22 protein-coding genes, 1 tRNA gene and 2 pseudogenes are annotated in these 24,567 nt (G+C 66.9%); 15 read left to right on the top strand and 10 right to left on the bottom strand.

Annotated features, from left to right (window positions below; all coding sequences use genetic code 11):
- Positions 1-101 precede the first annotated feature (101 nt).
- On the top strand, positions 102-2,369 hold the full coding sequence (locus MET9862_RS18375; protein WP_142584344.1) for a xanthine dehydrogenase family protein molybdopterin-binding subunit: 2,268 nt from the start codon (positions 102-104) through the stop codon (positions 2,367-2,369).
- A 206-nt stretch (positions 2,370-2,575) separates the two neighbouring features.
- On the opposite strand, the gene MET9862_RS18370 is transcribed toward MET9862_RS18375, so the two are convergent.
- Together MET9862_RS18370 and MET9862_RS18365 are read right to left on the bottom strand one after the other, a co-directional pair.
- Positions 2,576-3,049, bottom strand: coding sequence for a hypothetical protein (locus tag MET9862_RS18370; RefSeq protein WP_142584343.1), 474 nt, complete (start codon positions 3,047-3,049; stop codon positions 2,576-2,578).
- Between the two features lie 16 nt (positions 3,050-3,065).
- On the bottom strand, positions 3,066-3,527 hold the full coding sequence (locus MET9862_RS18365) for a hypothetical protein (RefSeq protein ID WP_142584342.1): 462 nt from the start codon (positions 3,525-3,527) through the stop codon (positions 3,066-3,068).
- Between the two features lie 403 nt (positions 3,528-3,930).
- Here MET9862_RS18365 and MET9862_RS18360 point away from each other — a divergent pair, with 403 nt between their 5' ends.
- Positions 3,931-4,767: a DUF429 domain-containing protein gene (locus MET9862_RS18360; RefSeq protein WP_142584341.1), complete on the top strand. Its 837-nt coding sequence runs from the start codon at positions 3,931-3,933 to the stop codon at positions 4,765-4,767.
- Between the two features lie 74 nt (positions 4,768-4,841).
- On the opposite strand, the gene MET9862_RS30180 is transcribed toward MET9862_RS18360, so the two are convergent.
- The gene (locus MET9862_RS30180; RefSeq protein ID WP_244612785.1) at positions 4,842-6,080 is read right to left on the bottom strand and encodes an ATP-binding protein; all 1,239 of its coding nucleotides are present in this window, start codon (positions 6,078-6,080) and stop codon (positions 4,842-4,844) included.
- Positions 6,056-7,669 (bottom strand): hypothetical protein, encoded by a 1,614-nt coding sequence (locus MET9862_RS30175; protein WP_244612784.1) that lies wholly within the window; start codon positions 7,667-7,669, stop codon positions 6,056-6,058. Before MET9862_RS30175 ends, MET9862_RS30180 begins: the two co-directional genes overlap by 25 nt.
- Before the next feature lie 766 nt (positions 7,670-8,435).
- Between MET9862_RS30175 and MET9862_RS18350 the strand changes: the two genes are divergently transcribed.
- The 5 genes and pseudogenes from MET9862_RS18350 to MET9862_RS18330 form a co-directional block, all read left to right on the top strand.
- A tRNA-Arg gene (locus MET9862_RS18350) sits at positions 8,436-8,512 on the top strand.
- A 220-nt stretch (positions 8,513-8,732) separates the two neighbouring features.
- Complete coding sequence (locus tag MET9862_RS18345; protein ID WP_142584340.1) at positions 8,733-8,975, top strand: hypothetical protein; 243 nt, start codon at positions 8,733-8,735, stop codon at positions 8,973-8,975.
- Positions 8,976-8,977: 2 nt separating this feature from the next.
- Positions 8,978-9,310 (top strand): hypothetical protein, encoded by a 333-nt coding sequence (locus MET9862_RS18340; protein WP_142584339.1) that lies wholly within the window; start codon positions 8,978-8,980, stop codon positions 9,308-9,310.
- 333 nt (positions 9,311-9,643) lie between these two features.
- Positions 9,644-9,883 carry a hypothetical protein gene (locus MET9862_RS18335; protein ID WP_142584338.1) on the top strand — a complete coding sequence of 80 codons (240 nt, stop codon included), beginning with the start codon at positions 9,644-9,646 and terminating at the stop codon, positions 9,881-9,883.
- Positions 9,884-10,221: 338 nt separating this feature from the next.
- Positions 10,222-10,384, top strand: a pseudogene (locus tag MET9862_RS18330) (MucR family transcriptional regulator); the annotation flags it as partial.
- A 142-nt stretch (positions 10,385-10,526) separates the two neighbouring features.
- Here the strand turns inward: MET9862_RS18330 and MET9862_RS18325 are convergent.
- Together MET9862_RS18325 and MET9862_RS29490 are read right to left on the bottom strand one after the other, a co-directional pair.
- Entirely contained in the window at positions 10,527-11,777 is a 1,251-nt protein-coding gene (locus tag MET9862_RS18325) for a hypothetical protein (protein ID WP_142584337.1), read from the bottom strand.
- A gap of 186 nt (positions 11,778-11,963) precedes the next feature.
- Complete coding sequence (locus tag MET9862_RS29490; RefSeq protein WP_185156922.1) at positions 11,964-12,125, bottom strand: hypothetical protein; 162 nt, start codon at positions 12,123-12,125, stop codon at positions 11,964-11,966.
- 260 nt (positions 12,126-12,385) lie between these two features.
- Between MET9862_RS29490 and MET9862_RS18320 the strand changes: the two genes are divergently transcribed.
- Positions 12,386-13,516 carry an OmpA family protein gene (locus tag MET9862_RS18320; protein WP_142584336.1) on the top strand — a complete coding sequence of 377 codons (1,131 nt, stop codon included), beginning with the start codon at positions 12,386-12,388 and terminating at the stop codon, positions 13,514-13,516.
- A gap of 11 nt (positions 13,517-13,527) precedes the next feature.
- A complete protein-coding gene (locus MET9862_RS18315) occupies positions 13,528-14,205 on the top strand; it encodes an AprI/Inh family metalloprotease inhibitor (RefSeq protein WP_142584335.1) in 678 nt (225 codons plus the stop codon).
- Positions 14,206-14,218: 13 nt separating this feature from the next.
- Here the strand turns inward: MET9862_RS18315 and MET9862_RS18310 are convergent, their stop codons facing one another.
- The 3 genes from MET9862_RS18310 to MET9862_RS18300 all read right to left on the bottom strand — a co-directional run bounded on the left by MET9862_RS18310 (position 14,219) and on the right by MET9862_RS18300 (position 16,678).
- Complete coding sequence (locus MET9862_RS18310; protein ID WP_438616630.1) at positions 14,219-15,181, bottom strand: M48 family metallopeptidase; 963 nt, start codon at positions 15,179-15,181, stop codon at positions 14,219-14,221.
- Between the two features lie 21 nt (positions 15,182-15,202).
- Positions 15,203-15,760 (bottom strand): LemA family protein, encoded by a 558-nt coding sequence (locus tag MET9862_RS18305; RefSeq protein WP_142584333.1) that lies wholly within the window; start codon positions 15,758-15,760, stop codon positions 15,203-15,205.
- Positions 15,761-16,087: 327 nt separating this feature from the next.
- A complete protein-coding gene (locus tag MET9862_RS18300) occupies positions 16,088-16,678 on the bottom strand; it encodes a hypothetical protein (RefSeq protein ID WP_244612782.1) in 591 nt (196 codons plus the stop codon).
- A 116-nt stretch (positions 16,679-16,794) separates the two neighbouring features.
- Here MET9862_RS18300 and MET9862_RS18295 point away from each other — a divergent pair, with 116 nt between their 5' ends.
- The 4 genes from MET9862_RS18295 to MET9862_RS18280 all read left to right on the top strand — a co-directional run bounded on the left by MET9862_RS18295 (position 16,795) and on the right by MET9862_RS18280 (position 22,452).
- A complete protein-coding gene (locus MET9862_RS18295) occupies positions 16,795-17,817 on the top strand; it encodes a chemotaxis protein CheB (RefSeq protein ID WP_142584332.1) in 1,023 nt (340 codons plus the stop codon).
- Between the two features lie 124 nt (positions 17,818-17,941).
- A complete protein-coding gene (locus tag MET9862_RS18290) occupies positions 17,942-21,445 on the top strand; it encodes a CheR family methyltransferase (RefSeq protein WP_142584331.1) in 3,504 nt (1,167 codons plus the stop codon).
- A 69-nt stretch (positions 21,446-21,514) separates the two neighbouring features.
- Positions 21,515-22,018, top strand: coding sequence for a response regulator (locus MET9862_RS18285; protein ID WP_142584330.1), 504 nt, complete (start codon positions 21,515-21,517; stop codon positions 22,016-22,018).
- A gap of 164 nt (positions 22,019-22,182) precedes the next feature.
- A complete protein-coding gene (locus MET9862_RS18280; protein ID WP_142584329.1) occupies positions 22,183-22,452 on the top strand; it encodes a hypothetical protein in 270 nt (89 codons plus the stop codon).
- Positions 22,453-22,469: 17 nt separating this feature from the next.
- On the opposite strand, the gene MET9862_RS18275 is transcribed toward MET9862_RS18280, so the two are convergent.
- Entirely contained in the window at positions 22,470-22,883 is a 414-nt protein-coding gene (locus MET9862_RS18275) for a DUF6894 family protein (protein ID WP_142584328.1), read from the bottom strand.
- 182 nt (positions 22,884-23,065) lie between these two features.
- Between MET9862_RS18275 and MET9862_RS18270 the strand changes: the two genes are divergently transcribed.
- Both MET9862_RS18270 and MET9862_RS18265 read left to right on the top strand, forming a co-directional pair.
- The gene (locus MET9862_RS18270; RefSeq protein ID WP_142584327.1) at positions 23,066-23,803 is read left to right on the top strand and encodes a Crp/Fnr family transcriptional regulator; all 738 of its coding nucleotides are present in this window, start codon (positions 23,066-23,068) and stop codon (positions 23,801-23,803) included.
- A 405-nt stretch (positions 23,804-24,208) separates the two neighbouring features.
- Positions 24,209-24,567 (top strand): annotated as a pseudogene (locus MET9862_RS18265) (hypothetical protein); the annotation flags it as partial.

Genomic DNA, 24,567 nt, shown 5'->3' with positions numbered 1-24,567 from the left:
GGAACCCCGCGACGCAGCATCATGTCGCCCCCTCGATCCGGAGCCGGAGGCTGCCCGGCGCGATTGCTCTCGGAGCGATCCGGCAACCGGGAGACCTCGCGATGGACAGGGCGGGAACGGCAGGCCGCGTGCTCGGACACCCGCATGTCCGGGTCGAGGGGCGCGCCAAGGTCACGGGCGCGGCGGTCTACGCCTCCGATCACCGCGACGGGCCGGTGGCGCATGCGGCGCTCGTCACCAGCACGATCGCGTGCGGTCGCGTCACCGGATTCGACCGGCGCGCGGCGGAGGCCGTCCCGGGGCTTCTCGCGATCCTCACGCATCGCGATTGTGCCGGCGCCATCGCTCCGGTGCGACACCTGATGGCGGGCGGCTTCGTCAACAGCGCGCACCGCCCGCTCGCGTCGGACCGCGTCACCTATGCCGGCCAGATCGTGGCGCTCGTCGTGGCCCGGACGCCGGAGGCGGCGGCTCGGGCGGCCGCCCTGCTCGGGGTCGGCTACGAGGCGGAGCCGGCCGCCGGCAGCTTCGACGATCCCGGCGCCGAGGCGGTTCGGCTCGCGGACCTGAAGCCGGGCCACGCTGACATCGCCAAGGGCGATCCCGAGGCGGCCTGGGCCGCCGCCGCGGCCCGGGTCGAGGCGCGCTACGAGACGCCGATCCAGCACCACAACCCGATCGAGCTGTTCACCACGCGCTGCGCCTGGGACGGCGATCGCCTCACCGTGCACGAGCCGACCCGCTATGTCGGCGCCGTGCGGCACGGGCTCGCCGCGCAGCTCGGGCTGGACCCGGACAGGATCCGCGTCGTCTCGGGCCTGCTCGGCGGGCATTTCGGCTCGAAATTCGCCCTGTCGCAGCACACCGCCCTGATCGCGCTCGCCGCCCGGCGCCTCGGCTGCCCCGTCTCGCTCGTGCCCACACGGCGGCAAGGCTTCACCATCGCGAATTACCGCCCGGAATCGCGCCACGACATCCGGCTCGCCGCCGACCGGGACGGCCGCTTCACCGCCCTGGTGCACGAGGCCGCGGTGATCACCTCGCGCTTCGACCCCTTTGCGATGGAGGGCGCGGACGTGACAGCGAGCCTCTATGCCTGCCCGGCCCTGCGCACGCAGGAGCGGGCCGTGCGGGTCGACCGCAACACGCCCGGCCCGATGCGCGCGCCGCCCGAGGTGCCCTACTTGTTCGCACTGGAGAGTGCCGTCGATGAGATGGCGTGGCATCTCGGCCTCGACCCGATCGAGCTGCGCCGCCGCAACGACACCGCGACCGACCCGGTCAGCGGCCGCCCGTTCTCGACGCGTCCGCTGATGGCCTGCTTCGCGGCGGGCGCTCAGGCCTTTGGCTGGGAGCACCGGCTGCCGGGAGCGGGCGCGATGCGCGACGGGCCCTGGCGGGTCGGGCTCGGCTGCGCGGCCTCCGTGCGCCCGGTGAAGATCGCCGCGGCGATGATGCGGATCCGCCTGTCCCCGGACGGCGCGGCGGAGGTGGCCACGGCCCATCATGAGATCGGCAACGGGATCACCACGCTCCTCGCGATGGGGCTGGCCGACCGGCTGGGCGTGCCGGTCGAACGGGTCTCGGTGCGCCTCGGCGACACCGCGCTGCCGCCGGCCGGCATCTCGGGCGGGTCGAGCACCACGACGAGCCTGATGAACGCGCTGGCTCTCGGCTGCGACCAGCTCCGCGGGCAGCTGTCCCGGGCGCTGACGGCACCGGGCCGCCCGTTCGCGGGCTGCGAGCCGGATAGCCTGCGCCTCGTCGGGGGCAGATTGCTCGCCCCGGACGGCCGCGCGTTGCGCTGCCCGGAGGCGGTCGGCCTCCTCGATCCGGCGGGGATCGAGACGCTGGCGGAGTTCGTGCCGGCCGGCTCCAAGCCGGACGCCCTGGATTCGCTGCGCGCCGGCCATATCGGCCTGACGCTCGGCGGCGATCATCTCGCCTGGGCGTTCGGCGCGCAGTTCGCGGAGGTCCGGATCCACGCCGAGACCGGCGAGATCCACGTGCCGCGCCTGACCGGGGCCTTCGCGGCGGGCCGCGTCCTCAACCCGCTGACCGCGAAGAGCCAGCTGACCGGAGGAATGATCTGGGGGCTCGGCTCGGCGCTGCTGGAAGAGACGGTCCTCGACGGTGCCGCCTACCGGAACCCAGACCTCGCCGAGTATCTCGTGCCCTCTGCCGCCGATATCGGCGCGGTCGAGGCGTTGCTGGTGCCGGACCCGGACGCGCATGTGAACGCGCTCGGCGTGAAGGGCCTGGGCGAGCTCGGCATCATCGGCGTCAACGCGGCGATTGCCAACGCCGTGTTCCACGCCACCGGGCGCCGGATCCGCCGCCTGCCGATCCGCATCGAGGATCTGCTGTGAAGGGACCCCGACGAACATGGGCGGCCGGGGCCTCTCGGTCAGGCGTTCGACGGCAAGGATATGGGACTTTTACATGCGCGCCGCCTCTATGTCCGACGCGCTGTAGGTGCGTCTCTCGATCTTGGGCCTAGAATCAAAAATTCATCGAGAAATTTGACAGGTACCCTGAAATCCCTTGCCTGGAGCGTTGGGGCGCAAGATCGATTCTACGATGTTTTGGCGTTGCACTGCAGACTTGAATAGGCGTAGTATTTAACCTTATCACGATCGGTCCTGTTCCAGCATTCGCCAACGGATTTCGTTCCTTTGCTCTGTGCTGCTCCGATGCTGCCACCCCAACATTGCGGGTACTTGCTCCTGTATAGATCTCCCGACACAACGACGACGACGTGGCCATTATGTGCCTTGGGCGTGTGCTCTGCAGACGTCAACCCAGCCAGAACGAGCTTCCCGGATGCCGCTTTCTGCGCAGCTTCCTTGCCCGTGGCGATTTCGTCCCAGTTCGATATTGCCTTGACGATCCCGTCGGCTTGAGCCGTTTCATCCATTGGAACGCCGAGGAGTTTGCAGACGGATTTGACAAAGCCGGAGCAATTTTTGCTGTTCGGGGTTCCCGCGATGAATTCCTTGTCCCAGCTGTCTTCGCAAGCCTTGATGATACATTCGTCAGGACCAGGCATACCGATTCTCTCCCCACTATTTTGTTAGGTTGCAGTCATTGCCCAGCACAATCTCTCGTTTTGGGCGACAGTGCTTCGGGGCACCGCGCCGACATTCGGCAATGAGCGTTATGCGGTTTTTATCGATCGTCCACAGCAGGCCTGAAACATCGAGCGCCGCTTTCTGAGCACAGGTCGCGGGATTGTATGAGATCAGGCTCGATCGTTCGCCGCTGAATTCGAAGACAAAAATTGTATTTTCATCCAGGCTTGTGTAAAAGCCGTCCTTCTTCCATACGCCACCATCGATCGTACAGACATGTTGAGACATTCTGTTTCTGATGATAAGCGGAGGCTCTGGAAATACATCCACATTTTCAGCCGGTTTGAAATTCTGAACCTCGACAATGTATTTTTCAGTTATCCCAGAATACCAGCTAAAATCTCCATCTGTCTTTGGCGCAATCGACAGTCGATTCAGCACGCATTCATGACTCATCGCAATGTTACTGCCTCCTATTGTCAGGAAGGCTATAGTTGCCGTCATAAACGACTTTGCTGACAATCTTCGCATCGCGATGCTCTAAAACCAACATGCTGGAGTATAAAATCAAGTCGGCTCGGCATGCAACTCTCAATATTCGTATTACGTTCGTGAAATATGGCCTAAATTTCCCTGCTATAGGAAGGCCTATTTAAAGCGCAGTTTGTCGAATCACGCGGTGACCGATTGTTTATTTTGCATTGCAAGCGGCCGACTCGAAGTCGAGGCGCCGGAAAATCTGTGAGCAGACTAGGCCAAGGCCGTCATCGGGTTGCGAGCAGTCCCTCGCAACCCGTCGCACGTGTCAGAGTTCGTCACCTCGGACAAAGATCGTCCGGCGGAACGCGCGGGGCACGGCATGGGGACGGCCGCGGTGAGCATCATCGGCTTCGATTCGGCCTGGACGGACAGCCCGAAGGCGCCCGGTGCCCTCTGCACGATCCGGATCGACGGGGCCGGGCGCCGGACCCTGGTGCAGCCGGCGCTGGTCTCGTTCGATCAGGCGCTGGCGACGATCGCGGCCGAGACGGCGCCTTTGCGCATCGTCGCCCTCGACCAGCCCACCCTCGTCCCGAACGCGACCGGCATGCGGCCGGTGGACCGGGTCGCCGCCTCGCTGATCTCCTGGCTCGGCGGCGGCGTGCAGCCGGCGAACCGCGCGAAGATCGGGATGTTCGACGACGCGGCGCCCATCTGGCGCTTCAAGGAGCGCCTGGCCGCGATCGAGGATCCGGAGGCATCGCGCGTCGCCTCGGACGGCCTCTACCTGATGGAGGTCTTTCCCGCTCTCGCGCTCCCCTCCCTCGAGCCGGGTTTCGACGGGCGCCTGCGCGGGCCGCGCTACAACCCGGCCCGCCGCAAGACCTTCGCTCTCGCGAGCTGGAGGGCCGTGATCGCCTCCGTGCGTCGGCAGGCGATCGAGGCCGGGATCGCCGAGCTCGCGGATTGGGCCGATGCGCTGGACCGGGTCGAGACGCCGCGCAAGGCCGATCAGGACCGGATCGACGCGGTGCTCTGCGCCCTCATCGGACTCCACTGGCTCGTCCGACCGCGGGACGCTTCGATCATGATCGGCGATCTCGGGACCGGCTACATGGTTGCGCCGGCGAGCCCCTCGGTGCGGGCGCGGCTCGAGGCGGCCGCCCGGGTCTGCGCCGTCCCCGTCGATCTCGGACGCCGCCCGACCGGGGCATGACGCCGATCCGCGACGGGCTGCCGGCGCGGTCGCGCTGCCGCTCGGTCCGGCAGTCCCGCGCGGTTGGTCCCGCTTCACCGAGCGGACCCCGCGGAGGCCTTCGCCCGCCGCGCCACCTCCTCCGGCGTCGGCGGGTTGGCCGGGTGATGGGAGAGGCAGAGCGGCGTGCGCAGCTTGGCCGGCCGTCCCGAGCCCTCCGTCGCGAAGTAGAACTCGCCGGCACTGAGCTTGCCGATATCCGAGGCCGTGCCTCCATTCGCGGCCAGGATCTCCTGGGCGGCCGCGATGGTGGCGGGCGCGCTCTGCCGGCCGAAGAACTGCGTGGTGCAGTTGGAGACCACCTGATTGTGGATGCCGCGCGGCACCTGCGTCGCCACGATCATCCCGAGCCCATATTTGCGGCCCTGCGCCACGAGCTTGATGCCGCTGCCGAGACTGGGTGACGCCTTCTGGGCGGGCAGGAAGCTCTGCGCCTCGTCGACCACGTAGAGTATGCCGCGCGGGGACGGGTTCGTCCTGATCCAGCCGAACAGCGTCATCTGCAGACGGTTCACGAAATCCTCTCGGGCCGCGTCCGAGGCGAGACCCGAGAGATTGACGACAGAGATGCGCGTGCGCGCCGGGTCGCTCCCGAAGAACAGGTGACGTGGGTCGAGCACCGTGCCCTCGACCTTGAGGAGCGGGTTCGTCGCCACCGCCGCGCGCAGCTGGTCGGCCATGCCGGCCGCGTGCTTCCCGGCATTGCCGATGTCGCTGATGCCGTCGGGCAGATCCGCCAACAGGGCGATGAAGTCGGGAAGCTTGCCGCCGCGCGCCGCGAAATGCTCCAGCGCTCCCATGAGCACGCCGCGCAGGAGGTTGGTCTTTGCACCGGCCAGTGGCCCGAGAGTCTCGGCTGCCATCTCGATCGCCTGCTGACGCTCGTCCCGGTCCTCGCCCAGTTCCGAGAAATCGGGCAGGACCGAGAGGAACAGTGGGTTGCCGGCGCGCACGCCCGGCGTCCAGACCACGACCTCGACACGCTCGCGGTAGCGCTCCGCCTTGCGCGCGTCCTCGGGCGTGAAGGCCTTCGGCCGCTCCGGCCACGGGTCGCCGAGGCGAGACAGGTCGTTGTTCGGGTCGATCACGATGGCCGGGAGGCCGGCCAGCGCCGCCTCTTCCACAAGGCGGCGCAGGAGCACAGTCTTGCCGGAGCCAGAGCCGGCGATGATTGCCGTATGGCGGGGCAGGAGACGGATCGGCAGATCGACCGCCGGCGCGTCGAGGGTGATCCGGTGACCGACCGCGATCATGTCCGGACGGGATTTGGGCACGGGTCGTGCCGGCGTCTCGGGCGGTGGAGCAGAAGCGTCCGGCGCGGGCACGGCCTCGCCCGGCCGATACCGGCGGTCTCGAAGAAGTGGGTCCGACCGACTGGCTGCTCAGTCCGAAGCCAGCGCTCGAACGTGTCGGCATCGCCCTCGGCCTGTGCCTTCGCCCGCAGATCGCGCAGGCCGGCCAGGATCCGCAGATCCGCATCGGACGGATCGATCAGCTTGCCCCCGGCCGCCGTGAAGGCATCGACGAGCTGTTTCGTCTTGGCGCCGCCCGGCATCGAGCCCCGGCGGACGAGCAGCAGCTCCCGGTCGGGGATGCGCGTCGAGATTCCCGACGCGGTCAGCGCCGCGCGCAGCCGGGCCTGGAACGCGATGGCGTTCTGGTGCTGAAGCGCCCGGTAGCAGACGTGCCGCTCCCGATCGTTCTCCTCCCGGTGGATGAAGATCAGCCGCCCATGCAGCGGTGGGATTTTTTGGTCTGGCTCGCCCTTGCTTGCCACGTCGAGGGCGTCGTCCGGATCGTCCTCCAGGGCGTAGAGGTCGAAGGCGTCGCGCAGGAGTTGCCCGAGCCAGATGTCCTCGTCGCTCCGGATTCCGGCAATGTCGGCCTGCGCCGCAGCGGCGGCGAGGTCGAACTCGGCGGCCGGAACCGGATCCGGTGACGCCACGGCGGCCTCGATGACGCTGTCGCAGGCCGTGACCGCTCCCGCCGCGAGGCAGTGGCGGCGGAAGGTGTCGCAGCGCATCAGCAAGGTGCGGGGCATCATGTTCGCCTCCGCCGCCTGCGTGATGGCCCGCTCGTTGAAGGGCCAGGTCGGGGAGGGAGGCGTGAAACCCGCCTCCGCAAAGGCCGGCCCGAGACGGCCGGCGATCAGGTTGGCAGCGGCGGACCGCTTGTTCATGCCGAGGAGACCTGTCGGCTCCCCGAACCGGTCCGCCATCGGCTTCAGGCCGCGGGCCGAGAGGCGCTCCCAAGAATCTTCCAGGCAGGCCACGACCGTCATGCTGCGGTCGCAGACGACGTTGACCTCGAGCAGCCCGGCGGCCAGCACCTCGGCCAGCCCCGCCTCGGCTTCGAGGCCGTTCTCAGCGGCGAGGCGGCTGCTCTCGATGAGACCGTCGATCTGATCGACGGCGACGAGAGTGGGTCCGCTGAGCGCCATGATCCAGCACATGCCCCGCACGAGTTCGACGGGAGCGGAAGGCGGTGTCTTGAAGCCAAGGATCGCGCGTTGCCCCGGATCGGCGTCGTAACCCTGCAGCCACGCGTGGGCGAGGGCGACCACCTCGAGGTTCTGCGAGCGCAGGAGGCAGAGCGCCCGGAAAACATCGAGATGTTTCAGCGCCCGGCTCGCATCGACGCTCATCAACGCCTTGACCAGGACATCGACGATGCGGCGCGCATCCATGTTCGGCGTGTTGAACGCGGCCTCGACCTCGCGCTCGACGCGGAAGCGGCGCGCCACACCGGCGAGCACGGCGTCCGACTGACGACGTCCGTCAGGCATCGTCTGGAGCAGTGCGGTGACGAAGCTGAGCGCTGCGCTCCGCCAGAAGTCCGTCGGCCCCAGGACGTCGAGGGGCACGGCGCCGAAGCGCGGTGGGAACCCGAGCGCAGCGCGTTTCGATGCCGCCTTCAGCCAGGGATCGGCGGCACGCCCGCTCCCTTGCCAGCGCGGCCAGTGCTTGAGAGCGAGGTCGGCAAGATCATCGAGGAGTCTGTCGAGGATCGCCGCGGCCGTGGGATCGGCTTAGCACGCGACCAGCAGTATGCTGCGACGCGGCGAGCCGCCTTGTATGACACTTTCGCCGATGCCATCGCGGCCCGTGCCGAGAGCGACCAGACGCTCGCCCTGCCTCAGAGCGGCGATGGCGTGCACGAGATCGCCTGCCGCGATCCGAGGCCTTGCCACAGGGCTTGGGTTCAAGCGGAGCAATTCAGCAAAACCATGCCGCCGGCTCGACCGCCGACGCTTAGGCATCACGCAGCCGTTATCGAACCCATTCTCCACAGGTTCCCGGTCAAGGCTATCGCTTTTCCATCCTCAGGTTGTCGCGCTGCGCGCGGAGAGGGGCCTGAGGCGGGGGCGGTCCGCGTCCGGACGGCGGCCCGAGAGCCTCGACATCAAGCGGCGCCTCCGCGGCACACACGTCCCGACAACATGGCACGCCGTCCGCATCCGAGGCGCAACGGCGGCGCAGCCACGACTGCGTGCCCTCGCATCCGCGCGAGCCCGGCCCGATTCGAGCGGGTGATCCTGGCCAGAGGATCGCACGGATCCCGCCGAGCGCAGCATCTCCCACAACCCCGTTGCGCCCCAGGAGCGCTTCGGCTAATCACGGGGTGGCTCAGCACCCGTAGCTCAGCTGGATAGAGCGTTGCCCTCCGAAGGCAAAGGTCACACGTTCGAATCGTGTCGGGTGCGCCAACCTTTTCAATGACTTAGCTGCTCATGCAGCCCCGCGGGGCGAGCCGGTGTCACCAAGGTGTCACCGGAGCGCGACCGGCATGCGGCGGCGGTGACGTTGCTCAGGGTCGGGGCTGCAACACGAATCGTCGCGCCTCCCCGCTTCGGCCCTCGCCCCTGCCGAGCGGATTGGGGCCACCTGATACGCCACCCGCTCTCGGAGATCACGGATCATCCAGCCATGCCGATCAAAGCGCTCAACGACCGCAAGAAGCTCTCCAGCGACTTCAACGAGGCCAACGACGCCTTCATCGACGCGGTGCTCGGCGCGCTCCAGGCCGGCGAGATCCCGCTGGATCTGGCCCGCGCCTATCTCGCGCATCCGGTCGCCATGATGCACTCGGACGGGGCCCAGGCGGTGGCCAACTACTTCGAGCGGATCCTGTCGCAGCAGCCCAGGATCGACTGGACACCCGGCGCCTGATCGTGACGCCGGCTCTGGTCTCCGAGATGCTGGCCGACCGCCTCAATGGGATCGAGGCGGCGCTCGCACAGGTCCGGCTCGGTCAGCCATCGGCGGTGCAGGAACTGCGGCATCACCTGCTCGACATTCTGACGCTGGTCGAGCGTGATCCCGGTCTGGATGCCGCGGCAGACGACCTGCATCGGGCGGCGCGCGCGATCGTTGAGATAGAGCAGACCGATCCGGGTGCGCGAGCTCGGCACGACCGGCTACTCGGCGATGCGCGGCGCCGGCTGCTCGTTAGGCTTGAGATGGCGGGGTTCGAACTGATGGCGCGAGACCTCCGAGAGCCGTAACCTCTGCCCAGCCTGTCGATGATCGTCACGACCGCGTCTCTACGACCGGCAACTGCTCTCACCAGCGTGCGCGATCATGGTATTCTTAAGGAAACCTCACCTTTCAGGCGGTAGGGAATGGGCTTTCGGCTGAGCTATGGGTGTCCTTGAAGCCTGGATGCTGATGCGATGACGACTACAAGACTAATCGCGAAAGCCGAGCGTCGTCTGCTGACTGGTATCTCCAGATTAGCGGGAGAAATTGCGAGGAATGCTTGGAGTGTATCAGCCTAGGCAGATTACGGGATCAAGGATGCGATATGGAGTGAAACATATCCGCGGGATCAAGCTGCCATGGACGACATGATCGGCACCTACAAAGACCAGCATTTCAGGGACACTCGCCCAGATCCTCGTGAAATCGACCCCGCGCAGGTTCGCAGTATCCGCGAGCGCTTAGAAGATAAGTATTACTATCAATGGCGCGCAACACGGGCAGATCCAGAACTGATTGGCGCCCTTTTGCTTAGGGTGCGCACAAATAAACGGCGACCGATATACGCTCTGTGTCGATACAATTTTCTTGAACAATGAAGGTCATAGTCCGCCATTGAGGTGGCGGCCGTGGGGCCCCTGCGACGAGTTCAAGCGTTACTACTATGTGACAGCGTGCAGCGTGACTGTGCGGCCGTTCATCACCTCATACGATGATGCGGTCCGGCTGCTGAGCAGCCTCCTGCCAGATTGGGGGTACTGTCTTCGATACGCGGCCGGACGCAGCGCGATACGGCTTGAGCGAGGTAGCGAAACGGGTCCTTGGAAGAAGGGGTATCCCGCTCTAGCGTTGGTTACAGCGATCCTCGATCGCCTAGAGCGCTTCCCAAAGGAGGTACCGGATTGGCGCACAATCTGACCGTGAGACAGTCAACTCCGATCCGCGCCCCTACCGCGGGCGCTTCGGTCTGCCGGCCGACCCCCATGATGACGCCGAACTATGCCGCCCAGCGCTCGGCGCTGGCCAAACAGATCGGCCTCGGCCGGCCTGGCGCCCTGGCGGAGCGGGAGCAGGCCCGCGGGCGCCGGAAGGCTGCCTGACGCGCCACGGACCTCTTGGAGGCACGAAAGAGCCCTGACCGCGCGAGCGGCCAAGGCTCCTAGAACATCTCTTCACAGTACTTCTAGCCCTTCGGGCCGTAGGCCGGATCTCCGAGTAAAAGGAGGCGCAGTGTCAAAACGATCAGTTCCATCGCCCGGATGGAGGGACCTGGCCACGATAGCGCGCGAGATCGGCGGGTGACCAAACAAGTGAGAACGAAGGGTTGCTTACGTCCTTGAATACAATGCTGGTAACTTTTGTATGATCGAGAATTTCTAATAGCTCTGCACCGAGCTGCGGCTGATTTCCGCCCATCAACTTGACTTGATCCATATAGACCGTGACTCTCCCAGATAGTTTGGATGCAAATTTTTCGGAAATCATCTGCCAAACTTTATTTGTAACCTCAGTATGCTTGCTGCCGAATTCAATTTTGTACCGCTGAAAAAAGTTTGTTTTCTCAAGAACAGTCTCAAGAGTAGTTAGGCCTTCTGCCTTTGCAAGTGATGCTGCGCGCTCTCCTTTGTCGCCCAGTCTTGCCCACAGAGCAGCTTTTGATCCGTCGAATTGCAATTCAAGGCCTGAAATATACGATTGCCACCTAGCAATTGCGTTGGCTTCTGCTTCAGCTGTTGCCGATGCAGAGAACTTCTTGGCTAGGAATAGCAAGATCGCGTCAACGCCAAGTCGAGACACGCCCTGCGCAAATGTTTGGGCAGCAGACTCCAGCTGCTTCTCGTCTTGAGCTAAGTATGCTCCTTTGACGCCGGCCAAAAGATTTCCTACCCCTTCAATTGCTGAGTAACCGATAAGCGCATAGCCTACTCCAAGAAGGACAACGTCGATTGCTTCTCCGTATCCGAAGAAGTGACCTGCAGCCCAAAAAGTTAAAGTTCCTGCAAGTATCGATAGAGATGTAGGTGAGATAAAATCCACCAAATCTTTTTGTATTTGCTTGGGGAGATATGAAATAGATCGAAGTATCATCTCCATTATCTTGCTGCGTGCCGGCCATGTCTTCAAATCAGACGAAATTTCAATGAGTTTCGATCCGCCCCCTACTAAGCCAGGTGCTCTTATCTCGCGATCTCTATAGGCCTCTCTGTTCGGTTTATGGACATGAGAGTCGACCGGGATGATTGCGACACGTTTTTGCTCGACTTGGCTCTTCAGCCATTTCTCAGCATCGGCTATCTGCCCGGAATAAGTATCGCCGAGTCGAAATTGAAGGAGTTTTACCTCAGATGATTCTCGTGCGATGGTCCTAATGGTGCTTGAAGGTGGGATCCGTATCGTATCTCTACGCACCGGAAATGCAGACATAGGTCCAATGAGATAACGAGATCCGCCGACATATACCGAGCAGATTGATTGAGCGTTTAAGCTGCTCATGTGCCTACCCACCAAATATGCAGAGTTTCTGTGTATCGGCCACAGGTCAGTATAACAAGTCTCCTGGCACCTCACGCCGCCCAGCGGCGAGATCCGAATCCTACCAACCAGCAGACTTTATGGAGGCGGAGGCAAGCTTCAATAGGACTCATAGAGTGGCGCCCGCGCACCCCGCGCAGGATTCATCTACTCGCCCACCATTTCCGGCCAGCGATGCCGCACCTCGGTGAAGGCCCAGGCCTGCCCGAGACGGGCGAACTGCACGAAGCCACCGACTTCGCAGGTGCTGTTGGCAGGATCGTCGTGAATCGGGATTCGCTGGGCGCCTGCGGCGCAGATGATCCGCACCGCGATCGCGTCCGGTGTAGGCCCCGCGTTCGAAGGGATTGGTGTCTAACATCTTAGGCCGGTGTTTGCGCTGAAGCTGGCCAACACTACTCACGGGAAGGTTCGGCTCCGGGGCATGATGCCGGCTGAAAGGCCTGCGGTCCCATCAGGGCGACCGCCAAAGTCGTAGCATCTGCAAGACTGCTCGAATTTAGAGCGCGAGATGTGAAGACAGCATAAATCGGATTTACCGACTTGCCACCCTCCATTCAAACCAGTGTATGCTCCGCTGTCGGACATGTCTTGAGGATTCGATGAAACGCCTGCTCGCGTGCGCTGCCCTTCTCCTGGTCGCGGCGGGGCCGCCGCCTGTGCGCCAAGCTGCCCCTGCAGCTCCGCCTTTGAAGGCCGGCTCTATCCCAGCGGGCGACGCGCCGGGCGCACGGGATGCGACGGCTCTGCCGCGCTATGCGGACGCCATCCTGTTGGAGAGCAAGGCCAGCGCGTTCGACGAGATCGCTCTACCGAATGCCAAGCTCGAGCGGCGCCCCGACAAGGTCGATGCCCACAACAACGACCTCTACCTGCCCCCCGAGCCCCTGACCGTGGAGGGGCGGCTCACGCGAATGAGTTATCTCCTGCCTGCGGGCCGCTCGGCCTTGGAGGTCGTGCGCGGCTACCAGCAGGCAGTCAAGGAGGCGGGTGGCAGCGTCCTCTTCGAGTGCAGCCGCGACGATTGCGGTGGGTCCGGTGTCACCTCGGGGCGATCCGGCGGCAGCAAGACCGGCCTCGTACACATGCTCTACCCCTACGACATGATCGCGGGGCCCTGGACGGAATGCGTGCTGCAGGAGGATCGCTCGGCCCAGCGCTACACCCTGCTCGATCTGCCGAAGGGTGGCGGCAAGGCGGCGGTGCTCGTCTGGAACGTCGGCGACGTCTCGGCGGGCTCGAACTGCAAGGCCTGGGTTGGGCGCTTGGTGGCCTTGGTGGTGACCGTGGAGACGGCCGCGCGCGAGCAGCGCATGGAGACGATCGCGGCGAGCGCCGTTGGCCAGGGCCTTGAGCGCGAGGGCCGTGTGGCGCTCTACGCAATACAGTTCGACACGGCAAAAGCGGAGATCAAGCCTGAGAGTCAGGCGCAGCTCGCCGAGCTGGTGAGCTTCCTGCGCGGTGCCCCCGCCACGAAGGTGCTGGTCGTCGGCCACACCGACAACCAAGCCGGCGTCGACTACAACCTCGACCTCTCCCGCCGTCGAGCCCAGGCCGTCACGGCTGCCCTGACGGGGTCCGGCATCGCAGCTGCGCGCCTCGTCCCGCAGGGTGTGGGCATGGCCGCGCCGCTCGCGAGCAACGCCACCGAAGAGGGGCGAGCCAAGAACCGACGCGTCGAACTGGTCAAGGTCAACTGAGGAAGCCCGTCATGCCGCGCTTCCTACTCGCCGCTTGGCTCACGCTCAGCACTGTGGCCGCGCACGCAGCCCCGATTCCGGACTTCATCAAGGACACGGTCGGCGAATGGCTTGTCGCTACGGATGACGGTAAGCCGGGCTGCCGCATCGCGCTGGCCGCCGAGCGGGCAGGTAAGAACTGGCGCGCAACGCCGGCTGCCAATTGTGCCGTGCGCCTGGTTGCCGTCGGGCGCGCGGCTGCCTGGAACTACGACGGCGGCGTCCGGCTCTTTGCGGCGGACGGAAAGCTCCTCCTCGAGTTCGGCGAGGACGAAACGACGATCATGAAGACCTCCTTCGAGACGCCACCAGTCCATTTCATGGTCAAAGCGGCGCCGGGGGTGGATCAGGCACCCTACGCCCCCGCGCTGACGGGCTCGTGGGTGCTGCGCCGCCCTGGCGGCTCTGCGCTGTGCCCGCTCACATTCTCCAAAGGCCCGAAGGATGAGGCGACAGAGCTGACCCTGAAGACCGGCACACCCTGCGATCCTGCTGTCGCTCGCCTGCGACTCGATAGCGCCAGGGTCGAGGACTTCAAGCTGATGCTCTACGGCAAACCAGAGACCTCCCTGGCTCTCGAACCCTCCGGACCGGAGAGCTATGCCAAGGCCGCGGGTGGCAAACCCCTGGAAATGGTGCGGCCGCCCTGAGCCCTCGGGGCGGTCAGGGGGCCCGTCCACCCGCATACCGGACGAGTGCGGCGATCCGGTCCTCGACCGCGGGATGCGTGTTCAGGAGACCGAGGAAGCCGGCGCGGGGGTTGTCGAAGCAGAGTTCCATGACGCCTGCCGGCGCACGCACGAGATCGCCTCGTCCCGAGATTTTGAGAAGAGCCGAGATCAAAGCGTCCGGATCCTTCGTAAGCTCCACGGCCCCGGCATCTGCGACGTACTCCCGCGTACGAGAGAGCGCGAACTGTATAACTCGGGAAAGGATCCAGGCGAGGGTGATCAGCGCGGCGCCGAGGAGCATCGCCGGGAAGGCACCCTCGCGTCGGCTGCCGAGGTCGCGGGTGTAGTCGCGTCGAGAGGCGGCCTCGGCTAGAAAGGCGAAAATCCCCGCAATCACCACAGCAATCATCATGGTCCGCACGTCGTCGTTGCGGATATGCGTCAGCTCATGGGCGAGCACCGCCCGCATCTCGCGCGCGTCCAGCGACGCCATCAGTCCGGTCGTCACCGTGATCGTGTACTGGCTCGGGTTGAGGCCGGTGGCGTAGGCGTTCAGTGCCGGATCGTCGGCAATCTGAAGGGCCGGCATCGCGATGCCGCGCGCGATGCAGAGGGCTTCGAGCAGGCGGTACAGGTCCGGCGCTTCCGACCGTATCAAGGGTCGAGCTCCGATCACCCCCGCCACGATGGCCTGATGAGCGCGAAAGGCGACGAACAGCCATAGGATGGTGGCGGCGATGGCGAGCGGTCCCATCCAGACGAGATCGTGTAGGGCTGCCCGCAGGTAGGCAGCGAAGCCTGGCAGCGTTCCAGCAGGCAAGCCGCCGCTCGTTGCGCGGATCAGAAGGGCGAGCCCGTAGGCCAACACGAGGCTGAAGAGGAACAAGCAGATGACGAGGACACGAGACCGGACCTCGTTCGCACGAATATGCGTGTAGAGGCCGTAGGCGGGCAGCATTGGCCGGTCCTGCTGCCGTCAGAACGAAACGCGAGGCGGTGCCTCGAGCGTTGCACGCGTGCCCTCTCCGAGGTCGAAAAACGGCTTCGGCGTGAAGCCGAACGGCGCCGCGAATAAGACGGCTGGGACCGCTGCGATCGCAGCGTTGTACTCGGCGACCGCGTTGTTGAAAAAGCGCCGAGCTGCCGCAAGCTTGTCCTCGATGTCGGCGAGGCGCTCCTGCAGCGCCTGAAAGTTGGTGCTCGCCTTCAGGTCGGGATACGCCTCGCCTAGGGCGACGAGGCGCTGCAGCGAATTCTGGAGCGCCCCTTCGCTCCGCACCACTTGCCCAGGGTCCTGAGCGGCCGCCGCGGCGTTGCGGGCTTGGATCACCGCCTCCAGCGTTCCCCGCTCGTGCGCGGCGTAGCCCCGCACTGTCTCGACGAGGTTTGGGATCAGGTCATGGCGCTGCTTCAGCTGCACGTCGATATCGCCGAAAGCCTGTGCCGTGCGCTGCCGAAGCGCGACCAGCCCGTTGTAGGTGATAATGAGCCAGGCCAGCACAATGATCGCCGCGGCCAAAAGAGCCCATTTCATGGCCGGATTTCCTAATTGAGAATTCGCCTGACGTAGGATGGTGGTCAGAGAGCATGGACCTGTGCCTGTGTCCACCTGCTCTCATCGTTGCAATCCGGGTTGCGACTAGGTGCTCATGACCATTGTGTATGCTGAATTGATATTCAGATATCCAACATTATAGATGGAAGCTCATGATGTTGTTATGAATGAATATTTATCATTCAGTTCGCGCTAAAGTCTTTGGTCACGCTGGGCGGGGCAATTGAGGCAGCGTAGGTGCAGGATAGGACATTGCGCTGGGTAACAGGCCGATCAAGCGGAGGTCGGTCGGGCGGGGATCCAGCTTCAGCATCGTGGGTCCTCAGGCAGCGTTTGAGAAGTCGGTGGTGGGCTCGCCCAGTTCGGCGAGGTGGGGCGCACCTCCCGGTCGAGGGCGGTGGTGAGGCGTCGAGCCTCAATGCCAAGTTCATCGGCGAGCTCGACGGCGATCCGCGCCGGCCAAGCGATCCAGGCGTCCCGGATCGCCCTGGCTTCGGCGAGGAACGCCGCCTCAGCAGCGGCGCGGTTCACGAGGCTGCCTTCCTCCTTGGCCTGGTCGAGGCTGCGCTGGCAGGCCTTCAGAGTCAGCTCGGCGGTCCAGGCCTTGACGAAGTCGACGGGGCCGGACGCCTCGACGTCTTCCTCGGCTAGCACCCGGGCCACGAGGCTGATCGCTTGGCGCGCCTCTGCCTCGGTGCTGACCTCCGCCGCGCGCTGCGTACCTCCGGTGCGTACCGATGGCGTAGTGTGCACCTTGGTACGCACTGGATCGGTTGACGCGCCCCAGCCCTCCCGAGCTGCGAGCGGATCCAGCCGACCACCCGGCAGCACGCTGATGCGCTTGGCCTTGATCGCCTTGCGCACCGCGCCCTCGGAGACGCCGAGGATCCTGGCCAACTCGCGCTGCGAAACCCCTTCGGGCCATATGACAGGGGGCGCACCCAGGGTGTTCATATCCGCCGGGCGTTCTGGAGCGTTGGCCTGTCAGTGACGACGTTCGAGGACGGCGCAGTATGGGCAATCGCGACATCATCGTCATCGGCGGCTCGTCCGGCGCGACGGTTCCGCTGCGGGCGATCCTGACCTCCCTGCCACGGACCCTGCCCGCGGCCGTGTTCATCGTGCTGCACGTCCCGGCCCGCAGCCTCGGTCTCCTTGCAACCGTGACCTCCGCGGCGGCGAACCTGCCCGTCTATCCGGCGGAGGACGGCATGCCGGTCAGCCAGGGCAACATCTATCTGGGCGTCCCAGATCGTCACCTCATCCTGACGGAGGGCGGGATCAAGCTTGGGCACGGCCCGCGCGAGAACATGGCCCGGCCCTCTATCGATCCGCTGTTCCGCTCGGCCGCCGCAACCTATGGGCCCCGCGTCATCGGCGTCCTGTTGAGTGGGGTTTTGAATGATGGGGCTTCTGGGCTTGAGGCGATCAAGCGTTGCGGCGGCCTGACGCTGGTTCAGGACCCTAGCGATGCGATCGCCGACGAGATGCCGCGCAGCGCGCTCGCGATGTCGGACGTCGATCTCACGCTGCCGGCCGCGCGCATCGGCGACATCCTCGCGGATCTCGTGAACGAATCCGCCGGGCCGCGCCTGCCGGTCCCGCCCGAGATCCGCCTGGAGGTCGACATCGCGGCGGGCGAGCGGATCGACAGCGACGTTCTGGCCCGCATCGCCGATCCGGTGCCCGTCACCTGCCCCCATTGCAGCGGCGTGCTCTCCCAGATCCGCGACGCCCGGCCCCTGCGCTTCCGCTGCCAGGTCGGCCACGCCTTCACCGCGGAGGCGGCCGCCAAGGAGCAGGAGGGCGCCGTCGACGAGGCCATGCGCGTGGCCCTGCGCATCATCGAGGAGCGGGCGGACCTGGTGCGGCGCATGGCCGAGGATGGGCGCCGGACCGGGCGCATGGCCGTGAGCGAGATGTACGAGGCGCGCGCGGCCGAGTACCGTCGCTACGCCGACACGATCCGCCGCGCCGTCCTGCGCGTCCTGCCGCCCCCGGAGCCCGCGGCCGGCGGCGGCGCGCCGGAGACGTGACCGCCGGGGAATGAGGGCTTGCACCCCCTCGGCCAACCTGCGGTAGAAGCCCGCCAGGGACCGCTGCACCGGCCGACGGGGTGCCGCGGGGCGGGCATGGCCAGCGGCCGAGCAGGATGAGACCATGGCGAAGACACCCGCCCGGACGGTGCCCCAGGCCGGCAGGCCGGTCGTCGTCGCCCTCTGCGCCTCGGCGGCCAAGACGGCCTCGCTCGCGCACCTCCTGCAGCGGCTGCCGGCGCAGCCCGAGCGGGCCCTGGTCCTCATCCTGCAGCACCGGGAGGCGCTCGACGCGGCCGCCTTCCTGCACGCCCTGGAGGAGGCCGGCCACCGGCTGAGCCCGATCGAGGACGGCGCGCCCGTCGTCGGCGGACGAACCTACCTGCCGGATCCGGACCTGATCGTGAGCCTCGACGGGGGCAGCTTCCGGGTCCGGCCCGCGGAGCAGAAGGCCGGCGAGCGCGGCACGATCGACAGCTTCCTCGTCTCGCTGGCCAGCGACGAGGACGCCTACAGCATCGCCGTGGTCCTGGCCGGCACGGGCGCCGACGGCACGCTCGGCTTCAAGGCGGTGAAGGATGCCGGCGGCCTGACGCTGGCCGAGGAGACGGAGGAGTCGCGGGCCGGGCAGCTCGCGGCCAGCAACATCCCCGGCGCCCTCGCGGACGCCGTCCTGCCCATCGATGAACTCGCCGAGCGGCTCGACGCCAGCATCCGGCAGATCGCCTCCGGCGGCGCCGGCCCGGCCCGGCAGGACAGCGCCGAGACGGCCATCGCGCTCGTCAGCATCGCGGCCGTCCTGCGCAACAAGACCGGCCACGACTTCCACGGCTACAAGCAGGGCACCTTCCTGCGCCGGGTGCAGCGCCGGATGCAGGTGCTGCAGCAGGGCGACATCCAGGCCTATGTCGAGTATCTGCGCGTCCAGCCCAAGGAGGCCCAGGAGCTCTTCAACGATCTCCTCATCGGCGTCACGAGCTTCTTCCGGGACGCCCGGGAATTCGATCTCCTGGCCCGGCTCGTCATCCCGAAGCTCTTCGCCGGCAAGAGCCGCAACGATCAGCTCCGGGTCTGGGTCATCGGCTGCTCCACCGGCGAGGAGGCCTACTCGCTCGGCATCCTGCTGCGCGAGCACATGGCGACGCTCGACGAGGTGCCCCAGGTCCAGATCTTCGCGACCGACCTCGACGGGCGGGCGCTCGCCGCCGCGCGGGCGGCGCGCTACGCCGACAGCATCGTGCACGACATCAGCCCCGAGCGGCTGGCGCGCTGGTTCGTGCGGGAGGGCAACACCTACTGCATCGTCAAGGAGCTGCGGGAGATGTGCATCTTCTCCCAGCACAGCATCATCAAGGACCCGCCCTTCTCCCGCCTCGACCTCGTCTCCTGCCGCAACCTGCTGATCTACCTCGACGCCGAGCTGCAGGACCGCGTCATCCCGGTCTTCCACTTCGCCCTGCGGCCGGACGGCGTGCTCTTCCTGGGCAATTCCGAGAACATCTCCCGCCACACCAACCTGTTCGCCCCGCTCGAGAGCCGCTCGCGCATCTTCCGCCGGCAGGAGACCCACAGCCGGATCCTGCCCGACATCTCGTTCAGCGTCCGCTCGCTGCCCGTCGAGAGCCCGCACGCCCCCGACACTCCCGTCCGGCCCCTGGAGCCCTCCCTCGCCCAGCGGGCGGAGCGTTTCGTGGAGCGCTACGCGCCGGCCTACGTGATCACCGACGAGGCCTACAACGTCCTGCACTTCTCCGCCCGCACCGGCCGCTACCTCGACCCGGCCGGCGGTGCGGCGACGCTGAACCTGCTGCAGCTCAGCCACCCGGACCTGCGCCCCGATCTGCGCAGCGCCCTGCGGCGCGCCGCCGAGGAGGGGCAGACCGTCACCGTGGCGAACCGGCGCGTCGGTCAGAACGGGCACAGCCTCCTGGTCGACCTCGTGGTCGAGCCCGTCCGGGACGGCGCCGGCCCGGCCCGGGGCTATTTCGTGCTGTTCAAGGATGGCGGCGCCGCGCCGGAGCCGATCGCCCCGCCGGCCTCCGCGCAGGACCATCGCACCCAGATCGAGCAGCTCGAAGCGGAGCTGCGCGCCACCACCGAGCGCCTCCAGGCCGTCGCCGAGGAGGCCGAGAGCACGGGCGAGGAGCTGAAGGCGTCCAACGAGGAGTACCAGTCGCTCAACGAGGAACTGCAATCGGCCAACGAGGAATTGCAGACCTCCAAGGAGGAACTGCAATCGGTCAACGAGGAGCTGACCACCGTCAACGGCGAGCTGAGCCTGCGGGTCCAGGAGCTGGGGCGGGCCAACAGCGACCTGAAGAACTTCCTCGAGAGCACGCAGATCGCCACCATCTTCCTCGAGAACGACCTGCGGGTGATGCGCTACACGCCGGCGGCGACCGAGCTGTTCCACCTCGTGGAATCGGATGCCGGCCGGCCGATCGCCCATATCAAGTCGCGCATCGCCTACGACGAGCTGCAGGAGGACGTCCGGCGCGTGCTGCGGACCCTCAACAGCATCGAGCGCGAGATCGAGAACCCGGCCACGGGGGCGCGCTTCATGGTGCGGGTGCTGCCCTATCGCAGCGTCGACAACTTCATCGCGGGCGCGGTCGTCACCTTCGTGGACATCACCGCCCGCACCCGCGCCGAGACGGCGTTGCGCGAGAGCGAGGAGCGCTTCCGGCAGTTCTCCGACGCCTCCTCGGACGTGCTCTGGATCCGGAACGCGCAGACGCTGCGGTTCGAATATGCCGGGCCGGCCTTCGCGGCGCTCTTCGGCGTGCCGTTCCGGGCGGTCGACGGGCAGAGCCTGCGCTCCTGGATCAGGCTGATCCTGCCGGAGGACAGGCGATCGATGATCGGCGCGCTGCGCCGCCTGCGCGCCGGCGAGAGCGCCGTGCACGCCTTCCGCGTCCAGCGCCCGAGCGACGGCCAGGTGCGCTGGATCTCGAGCACGGACTTCCCCCTCGTCGATGCGCAGGGCCGCGTGCAGCGGATCGGCGGCATCTTCTCCGACGCGACCGAGGCCAAGCTCGGGGCCGAGCGCCAGGAGGTGCTCGTCAAGGCATTGCAGCACCGCTCGCGCAACCTGCTCGGCGTCGTCACCTCGCTGGCCACCCGCACCATCGGCCAGGGCGCCCCGGTCGAGAGCTTCATCACGCGGTTGCGGGCGCTCAGCCGCGCGCAGGCCCTGCTCAGCCAATCCGGCAGCGACACGGTCGAGGTCGGCGCCCTGGTCCGCGCGGAGCTGGCCGCCCATGTCGACAGCATGCCCGCGCGCATCGCGGTCTCGGGCCCGCAGGTCCATCTCGGCTCGCAGCAGGTTCAGAACTTCGCCCTGGCGCTGCACGAATTGACCACCAACGCGGTCAAGTACGGCGCGCTGAAGAGCGAGGCGGGCCAGCTCACCGTCACCTGGGAGCGCATCCGGCAGGACGGGCGCGACGAGCACCTGGCGCTCGACTGGATGGAGAGCGGCGTCGCCGTTCCGCCGGAGAACGGTGCCCGGCGCGGCTATGGGCGCGAGCTGATCGAGCGCGCGCTGGGCTATGCCCTGGGCGGCGAGACCCGCTTCGTGCTGGGCAGCGACGGCGTCCGCTGCCGGATCGAGCTGCCGCTCGCCTAACCTAGGGCAACGCGCGGGCCGGCGGGATCCGTTAGGGCGGACCCCGTGCAACGGCGAATGCGGGTCGGCATGTCGGATCCTGCTGAAAACCTTGTCGGCCGCCGCGTGCTGGTGGTCGAGGACGAGTTCCTCATCGCCATCGAGATCGAGCGCTGCCTGAGGGAGGCCGGCGCCGAGGTCGCCGGCCCGGTGCCGGACGCGCGGCGGGCGCTGGCCCTCGTCGAGGACGGGCCCCTCGACGCGGCCGTGCTCGACGTGAATCTCAGAGGCGAGGCGGTCTACGCCGTGGCGGACCGCCTGCGCGAGCGCGGCGTGCCCTACCTGTTCGCCACCGGCGAGATGGAGATCGCGGACCGCCCGGACTACCGGTCGCGGCCGAAGCTGGAGAAGCCGATCCTCGATGCCGAGCTGCTGCGGGCGCTGGGCGACCTGCTGCCGGGCCGCCTGAGAGCCTGTTCGACCGGGATCGACGGATCGTCATCCGGAGACCTGGCCCATCCCCCCAAACCACCTCAGGATGAGGTCGAGGAGGGGATCAGCGCAGGGAACACCGGCTCGATCCGCTCAAACTGACTCTTGCACCAGATTTGATCGATCCTGCCGGGCGTGCCCGATCCGCGCGAATGCGCTAGGCTGCATCGCGTGTGCGATCGGCGCCCGCATCGGCGTCCGACCGCCGGCTCGGCGGCGCGCCGCCCCGGCGCCGAGGCCGGCCGCCCATGAGGGAGGGGCAGCCCATGGCTCCGCTCAGCGCCACCGAGCGCGCCCTGCAACGGGAGCAGGCGGATCTCGTCCTGGCGGGCCGGCACATCGCCGAGGGCGAGGCGCGGATCGCCCGTCAGGTCCTGCTGATCGCCCAGATGGACCGGCAGGGCCTCGATACGCGCCTCGCCCGGGATCTGCTGGAGACGCTGGAGGCCGTGCTGATCCAGTGGCGCGCGCACCGGCGGCTCATCCTGGAGGCGATCGCGCGATACGCCTCGGATCGGTCGGGTGGTGCAAGATGACCGGGGTCGGCGGCGCCTCAGCCCGACCGGGAGGCGCTGGCCTGACGCACCTCCGCCAGAAGCCGCCGCGTCTCGGCGAGCGTGGCGTTCAGCGCCGCCCGTTCCGCCCGGATGGAGGCGATCAGCTCTGCGGTCCGCTCCATCGTCGCGGCAACCTTCCGGTGCTGCGCCGCCGAGGCGGGCGGAACCGGCCTGCGCCCCCGGTCGAGCACCTCCGGGAAGGGCACCTCGATCAGCGGGGTGCCCGCCGCATCGGTGATCTCGAAGGCGTGACGGTACGGGTTGGCACCCTTGCATCCGAGCTCGACGCTGAGCGACGGGATGGTGCGACAGGCTTCCAGATAGGCGGCCTCGATGCCGGCAAGCTCCACCCCGATATCGTCGCGCTCCAGATGGGACGGGGTGCGGAGATGGAAGAAGAACACCCGCATCGGCCCCTCGCTGGATCAGCCCTAAACCCGGTCAACCCGGTCACCCGGCCTGCGGATCACTGCCGCCGAAGCAATCGTGCGTTGCAGGTCTTTAGTCCTTCGTGATGGAAGCTTGCATTGACCCAAGTGAATTTTCGCGTGCGCCGACGCCGCTACCGTGCCACCCTGCCACGGGGGCCCGCATGCCGCACCATCTCATCCGCAAGCTCGAGCATTTCACCCGCCTCTCGGCCGCGGACAAGACCGCGCTGCAGGAGATCGCGACGCGGGTGCAGGACTTCGATGCCGATGCGGACATCATCCGGGAGGGCGACCGCCCGGAGCACGTCCATCTGGTGCTGGAGGGCTGGGCCTGCCGCTACAAGCAGCTGGAGGATGGCCGGCGCCAGATCATCTCCTTCTTCATGCCGGGCGACCTCTGCGACACCCATGTGTTCGTCCTGCGCGCGATGGACCACTCGATCGGCACGCTCACGCCCGTCCGCCTGGCCGGGATCCCGCGCGAGCGGCTGCTCGACCTGACGGCCCGGCATCCGCGCATCACGCAGGCGCTCTGGTGGGAGACGCTGGTCACCGTGGCCGTGCAGCGGGAATGGGTGGTCAATCTCGGCCAGCGCTCGGCGCTGGAGCGGCTGGCCCATCTGTTCTGCGAGCTGTTCGTCCGCCTGCGCACGGTCGGCCTGGTCGAGGGCGACAGCTGCCCGCTGCCTCTGACGCAGACCGAGCTGGCCGACGCCACGGGCATGACCACCGTGCACGTGAACCGCACCCTGCAGGAGCTGCGCAGTGCCGGGCTGATCATCCTGAAGGGCAAGCGCCTGACGATCCCGGACCTGGCGGCCCTGCAGGCCGTGGCCCTGTTCAACCCCAACTACCTGCATCTGGAGCACGACGGGGCCCATTTCGACGCCAACGACTAGGGCGCTCTTCGGCCGACCTAGAGCCGGATCCGATCAGGTTGCTTCAACCTGATCGGTGAATCCGTCTCTAACCAAGTGATAGAGAACGCGTGATCCGATTGGATTGCGGGGCAATCCAATCGGCGCGTGCTCTAGATGCCGGTTCGGCGACGGGGAGCGCGTCGCGACAAAGACTTGGAGTCGAGCGGGAGTTTTGTGGCAGGCTCGCCGATCGGAGGGCGGGAAACCTCGCGCCTGTACAGTAGACCCTCGCCGGCGCCGGTGTGATGGCGGGCGTGATTGCAGTCCTCGTTGCAGTCGTGGGCTCTAGGCAACGCAGGCGTTCTTCGCGATGATGGCGCGCTGCGGCGGCCATGCCGATGCGGAGCGATACCCGCGCGGATCTCGGGCTGACGAGGTTTGGGTATGGACTGGAAGCGGGCCTCTGCCGTGATGGGCGGCACCGCGGCCTTCGCCGCGGCGGTCGCGGTCGGCGCCTTCGCGATCGTCAGCCTGTCGCCCGGCGAGCGGCCGGTCCTGCCGGCCCAGCAGGGCCTCCTGATCGAGAACGCGACGGCGCTGAAGCCGTTCGCGGCGAGCGCGCGGCCGGTGCCTCCGCCGGCCGGCGTTTCCGCGCGGGAACGCGCCGATCTGGCGGAGACCGACGCCCTCCGCCCCGACCTGCCGGTCACGGGCGGGGAGGGGCCGGGGGCGGACGGGGCGCACCCGGCGGAGCCGGCGCCGAGGGCCGCCGCCCGCGCCCGCAGCGCGTCCCAGCCGGTTCC

The organism is Methylobacterium symbioticum, assembly GCF_902141845.1.
GTDB classification, from domain to species: Bacteria; Pseudomonadota; Alphaproteobacteria; order Rhizobiales; family Beijerinckiaceae; genus Methylobacterium; species Methylobacterium symbioticum.
This window is presented reverse-complemented; position numbering and strand designations above follow the sequence as displayed.

What these genes read in the sequence shown, in the direction of transcription:
- MET9862_RS18345 (WP_142584340.1), top strand. Translation starts at nt 8,733, where the DNA reads ATGCCGATCAAAGCGCTCAACGACCGCAAGAAGCTCTCCAGCGACTTC.
- MET9862_RS18280 (WP_142584329.1), top strand. Translation starts at nt 22,183, where the DNA reads ATGGCTCCGCTCAGCGCCACCGAGCGCGCCCTGCAACGGGAGCAGGCG.
- MET9862_RS18325 (WP_142584337.1), bottom strand. Translation starts at nt 11,777, where the DNA reads ATGAGCAGCTTAAACGCTCAATCAATCTGCTCGGTATATGTCGGCGGA.
- MET9862_RS18290 (WP_142584331.1), top strand. Translation starts at nt 17,942, where the DNA reads ATGGCGAAGACACCCGCCCGGACGGTGCCCCAGGCCGGCAGGCCGGTC.
- MET9862_RS18315 (WP_142584335.1), top strand. Translation starts at nt 13,528, where the DNA reads ATGCCGCGCTTCCTACTCGCCGCTTGGCTCACGCTCAGCACTGTGGCC.
- MET9862_RS18335 (WP_142584338.1), top strand. Translation starts at nt 9,644, where the DNA reads ATGGACGACATGATCGGCACCTACAAAGACCAGCATTTCAGGGACACT.
- MET9862_RS18365 (WP_142584342.1), bottom strand. Translation starts at nt 3,527, where the DNA reads ATGAGTCATGAATGCGTGCTGAATCGACTGTCGATTGCGCCAAAGACA.
- MET9862_RS18375 (WP_142584344.1), top strand. Translation starts at nt 102, where the DNA reads ATGGACAGGGCGGGAACGGCAGGCCGCGTGCTCGGACACCCGCATGTC.
- MET9862_RS18360 (WP_142584341.1), top strand. Translation starts at nt 3,931, where the DNA reads ATGGGGACGGCCGCGGTGAGCATCATCGGCTTCGATTCGGCCTGGACG.
- MET9862_RS18295 (WP_142584332.1), top strand. Translation starts at nt 16,795, where the DNA reads ATGGGCAATCGCGACATCATCGTCATCGGCGGCTCGTCCGGCGCGACG.
- MET9862_RS18270 (WP_142584327.1), top strand. Translation starts at nt 23,066, where the DNA reads ATGCCGCACCATCTCATCCGCAAGCTCGAGCATTTCACCCGCCTCTCG.
- MET9862_RS18285 (WP_142584330.1), top strand. Translation starts at nt 21,515, where the DNA reads ATGTCGGATCCTGCTGAAAACCTTGTCGGCCGCCGCGTGCTGGTGGTC.
- MET9862_RS18305 (WP_142584333.1), bottom strand. Translation starts at nt 15,760, where the DNA reads ATGAAATGGGCTCTTTTGGCCGCGGCGATCATTGTGCTGGCCTGGCTC.
- MET9862_RS18275 (WP_142584328.1), bottom strand. Translation starts at nt 22,883, where the DNA reads ATGCGGGTGTTCTTCTTCCATCTCCGCACCCCGTCCCATCTGGAGCGC.
- MET9862_RS18370 (WP_142584343.1), bottom strand. Translation starts at nt 3,049, where the DNA reads ATGCCTGGTCCTGACGAATGTATCATCAAGGCTTGCGAAGACAGCTGG.
- MET9862_RS18320 (WP_142584336.1), top strand. Translation starts at nt 12,386, where the DNA reads ATGCTCCGCTGTCGGACATGTCTTGAGGATTCGATGAAACGCCTGCTC.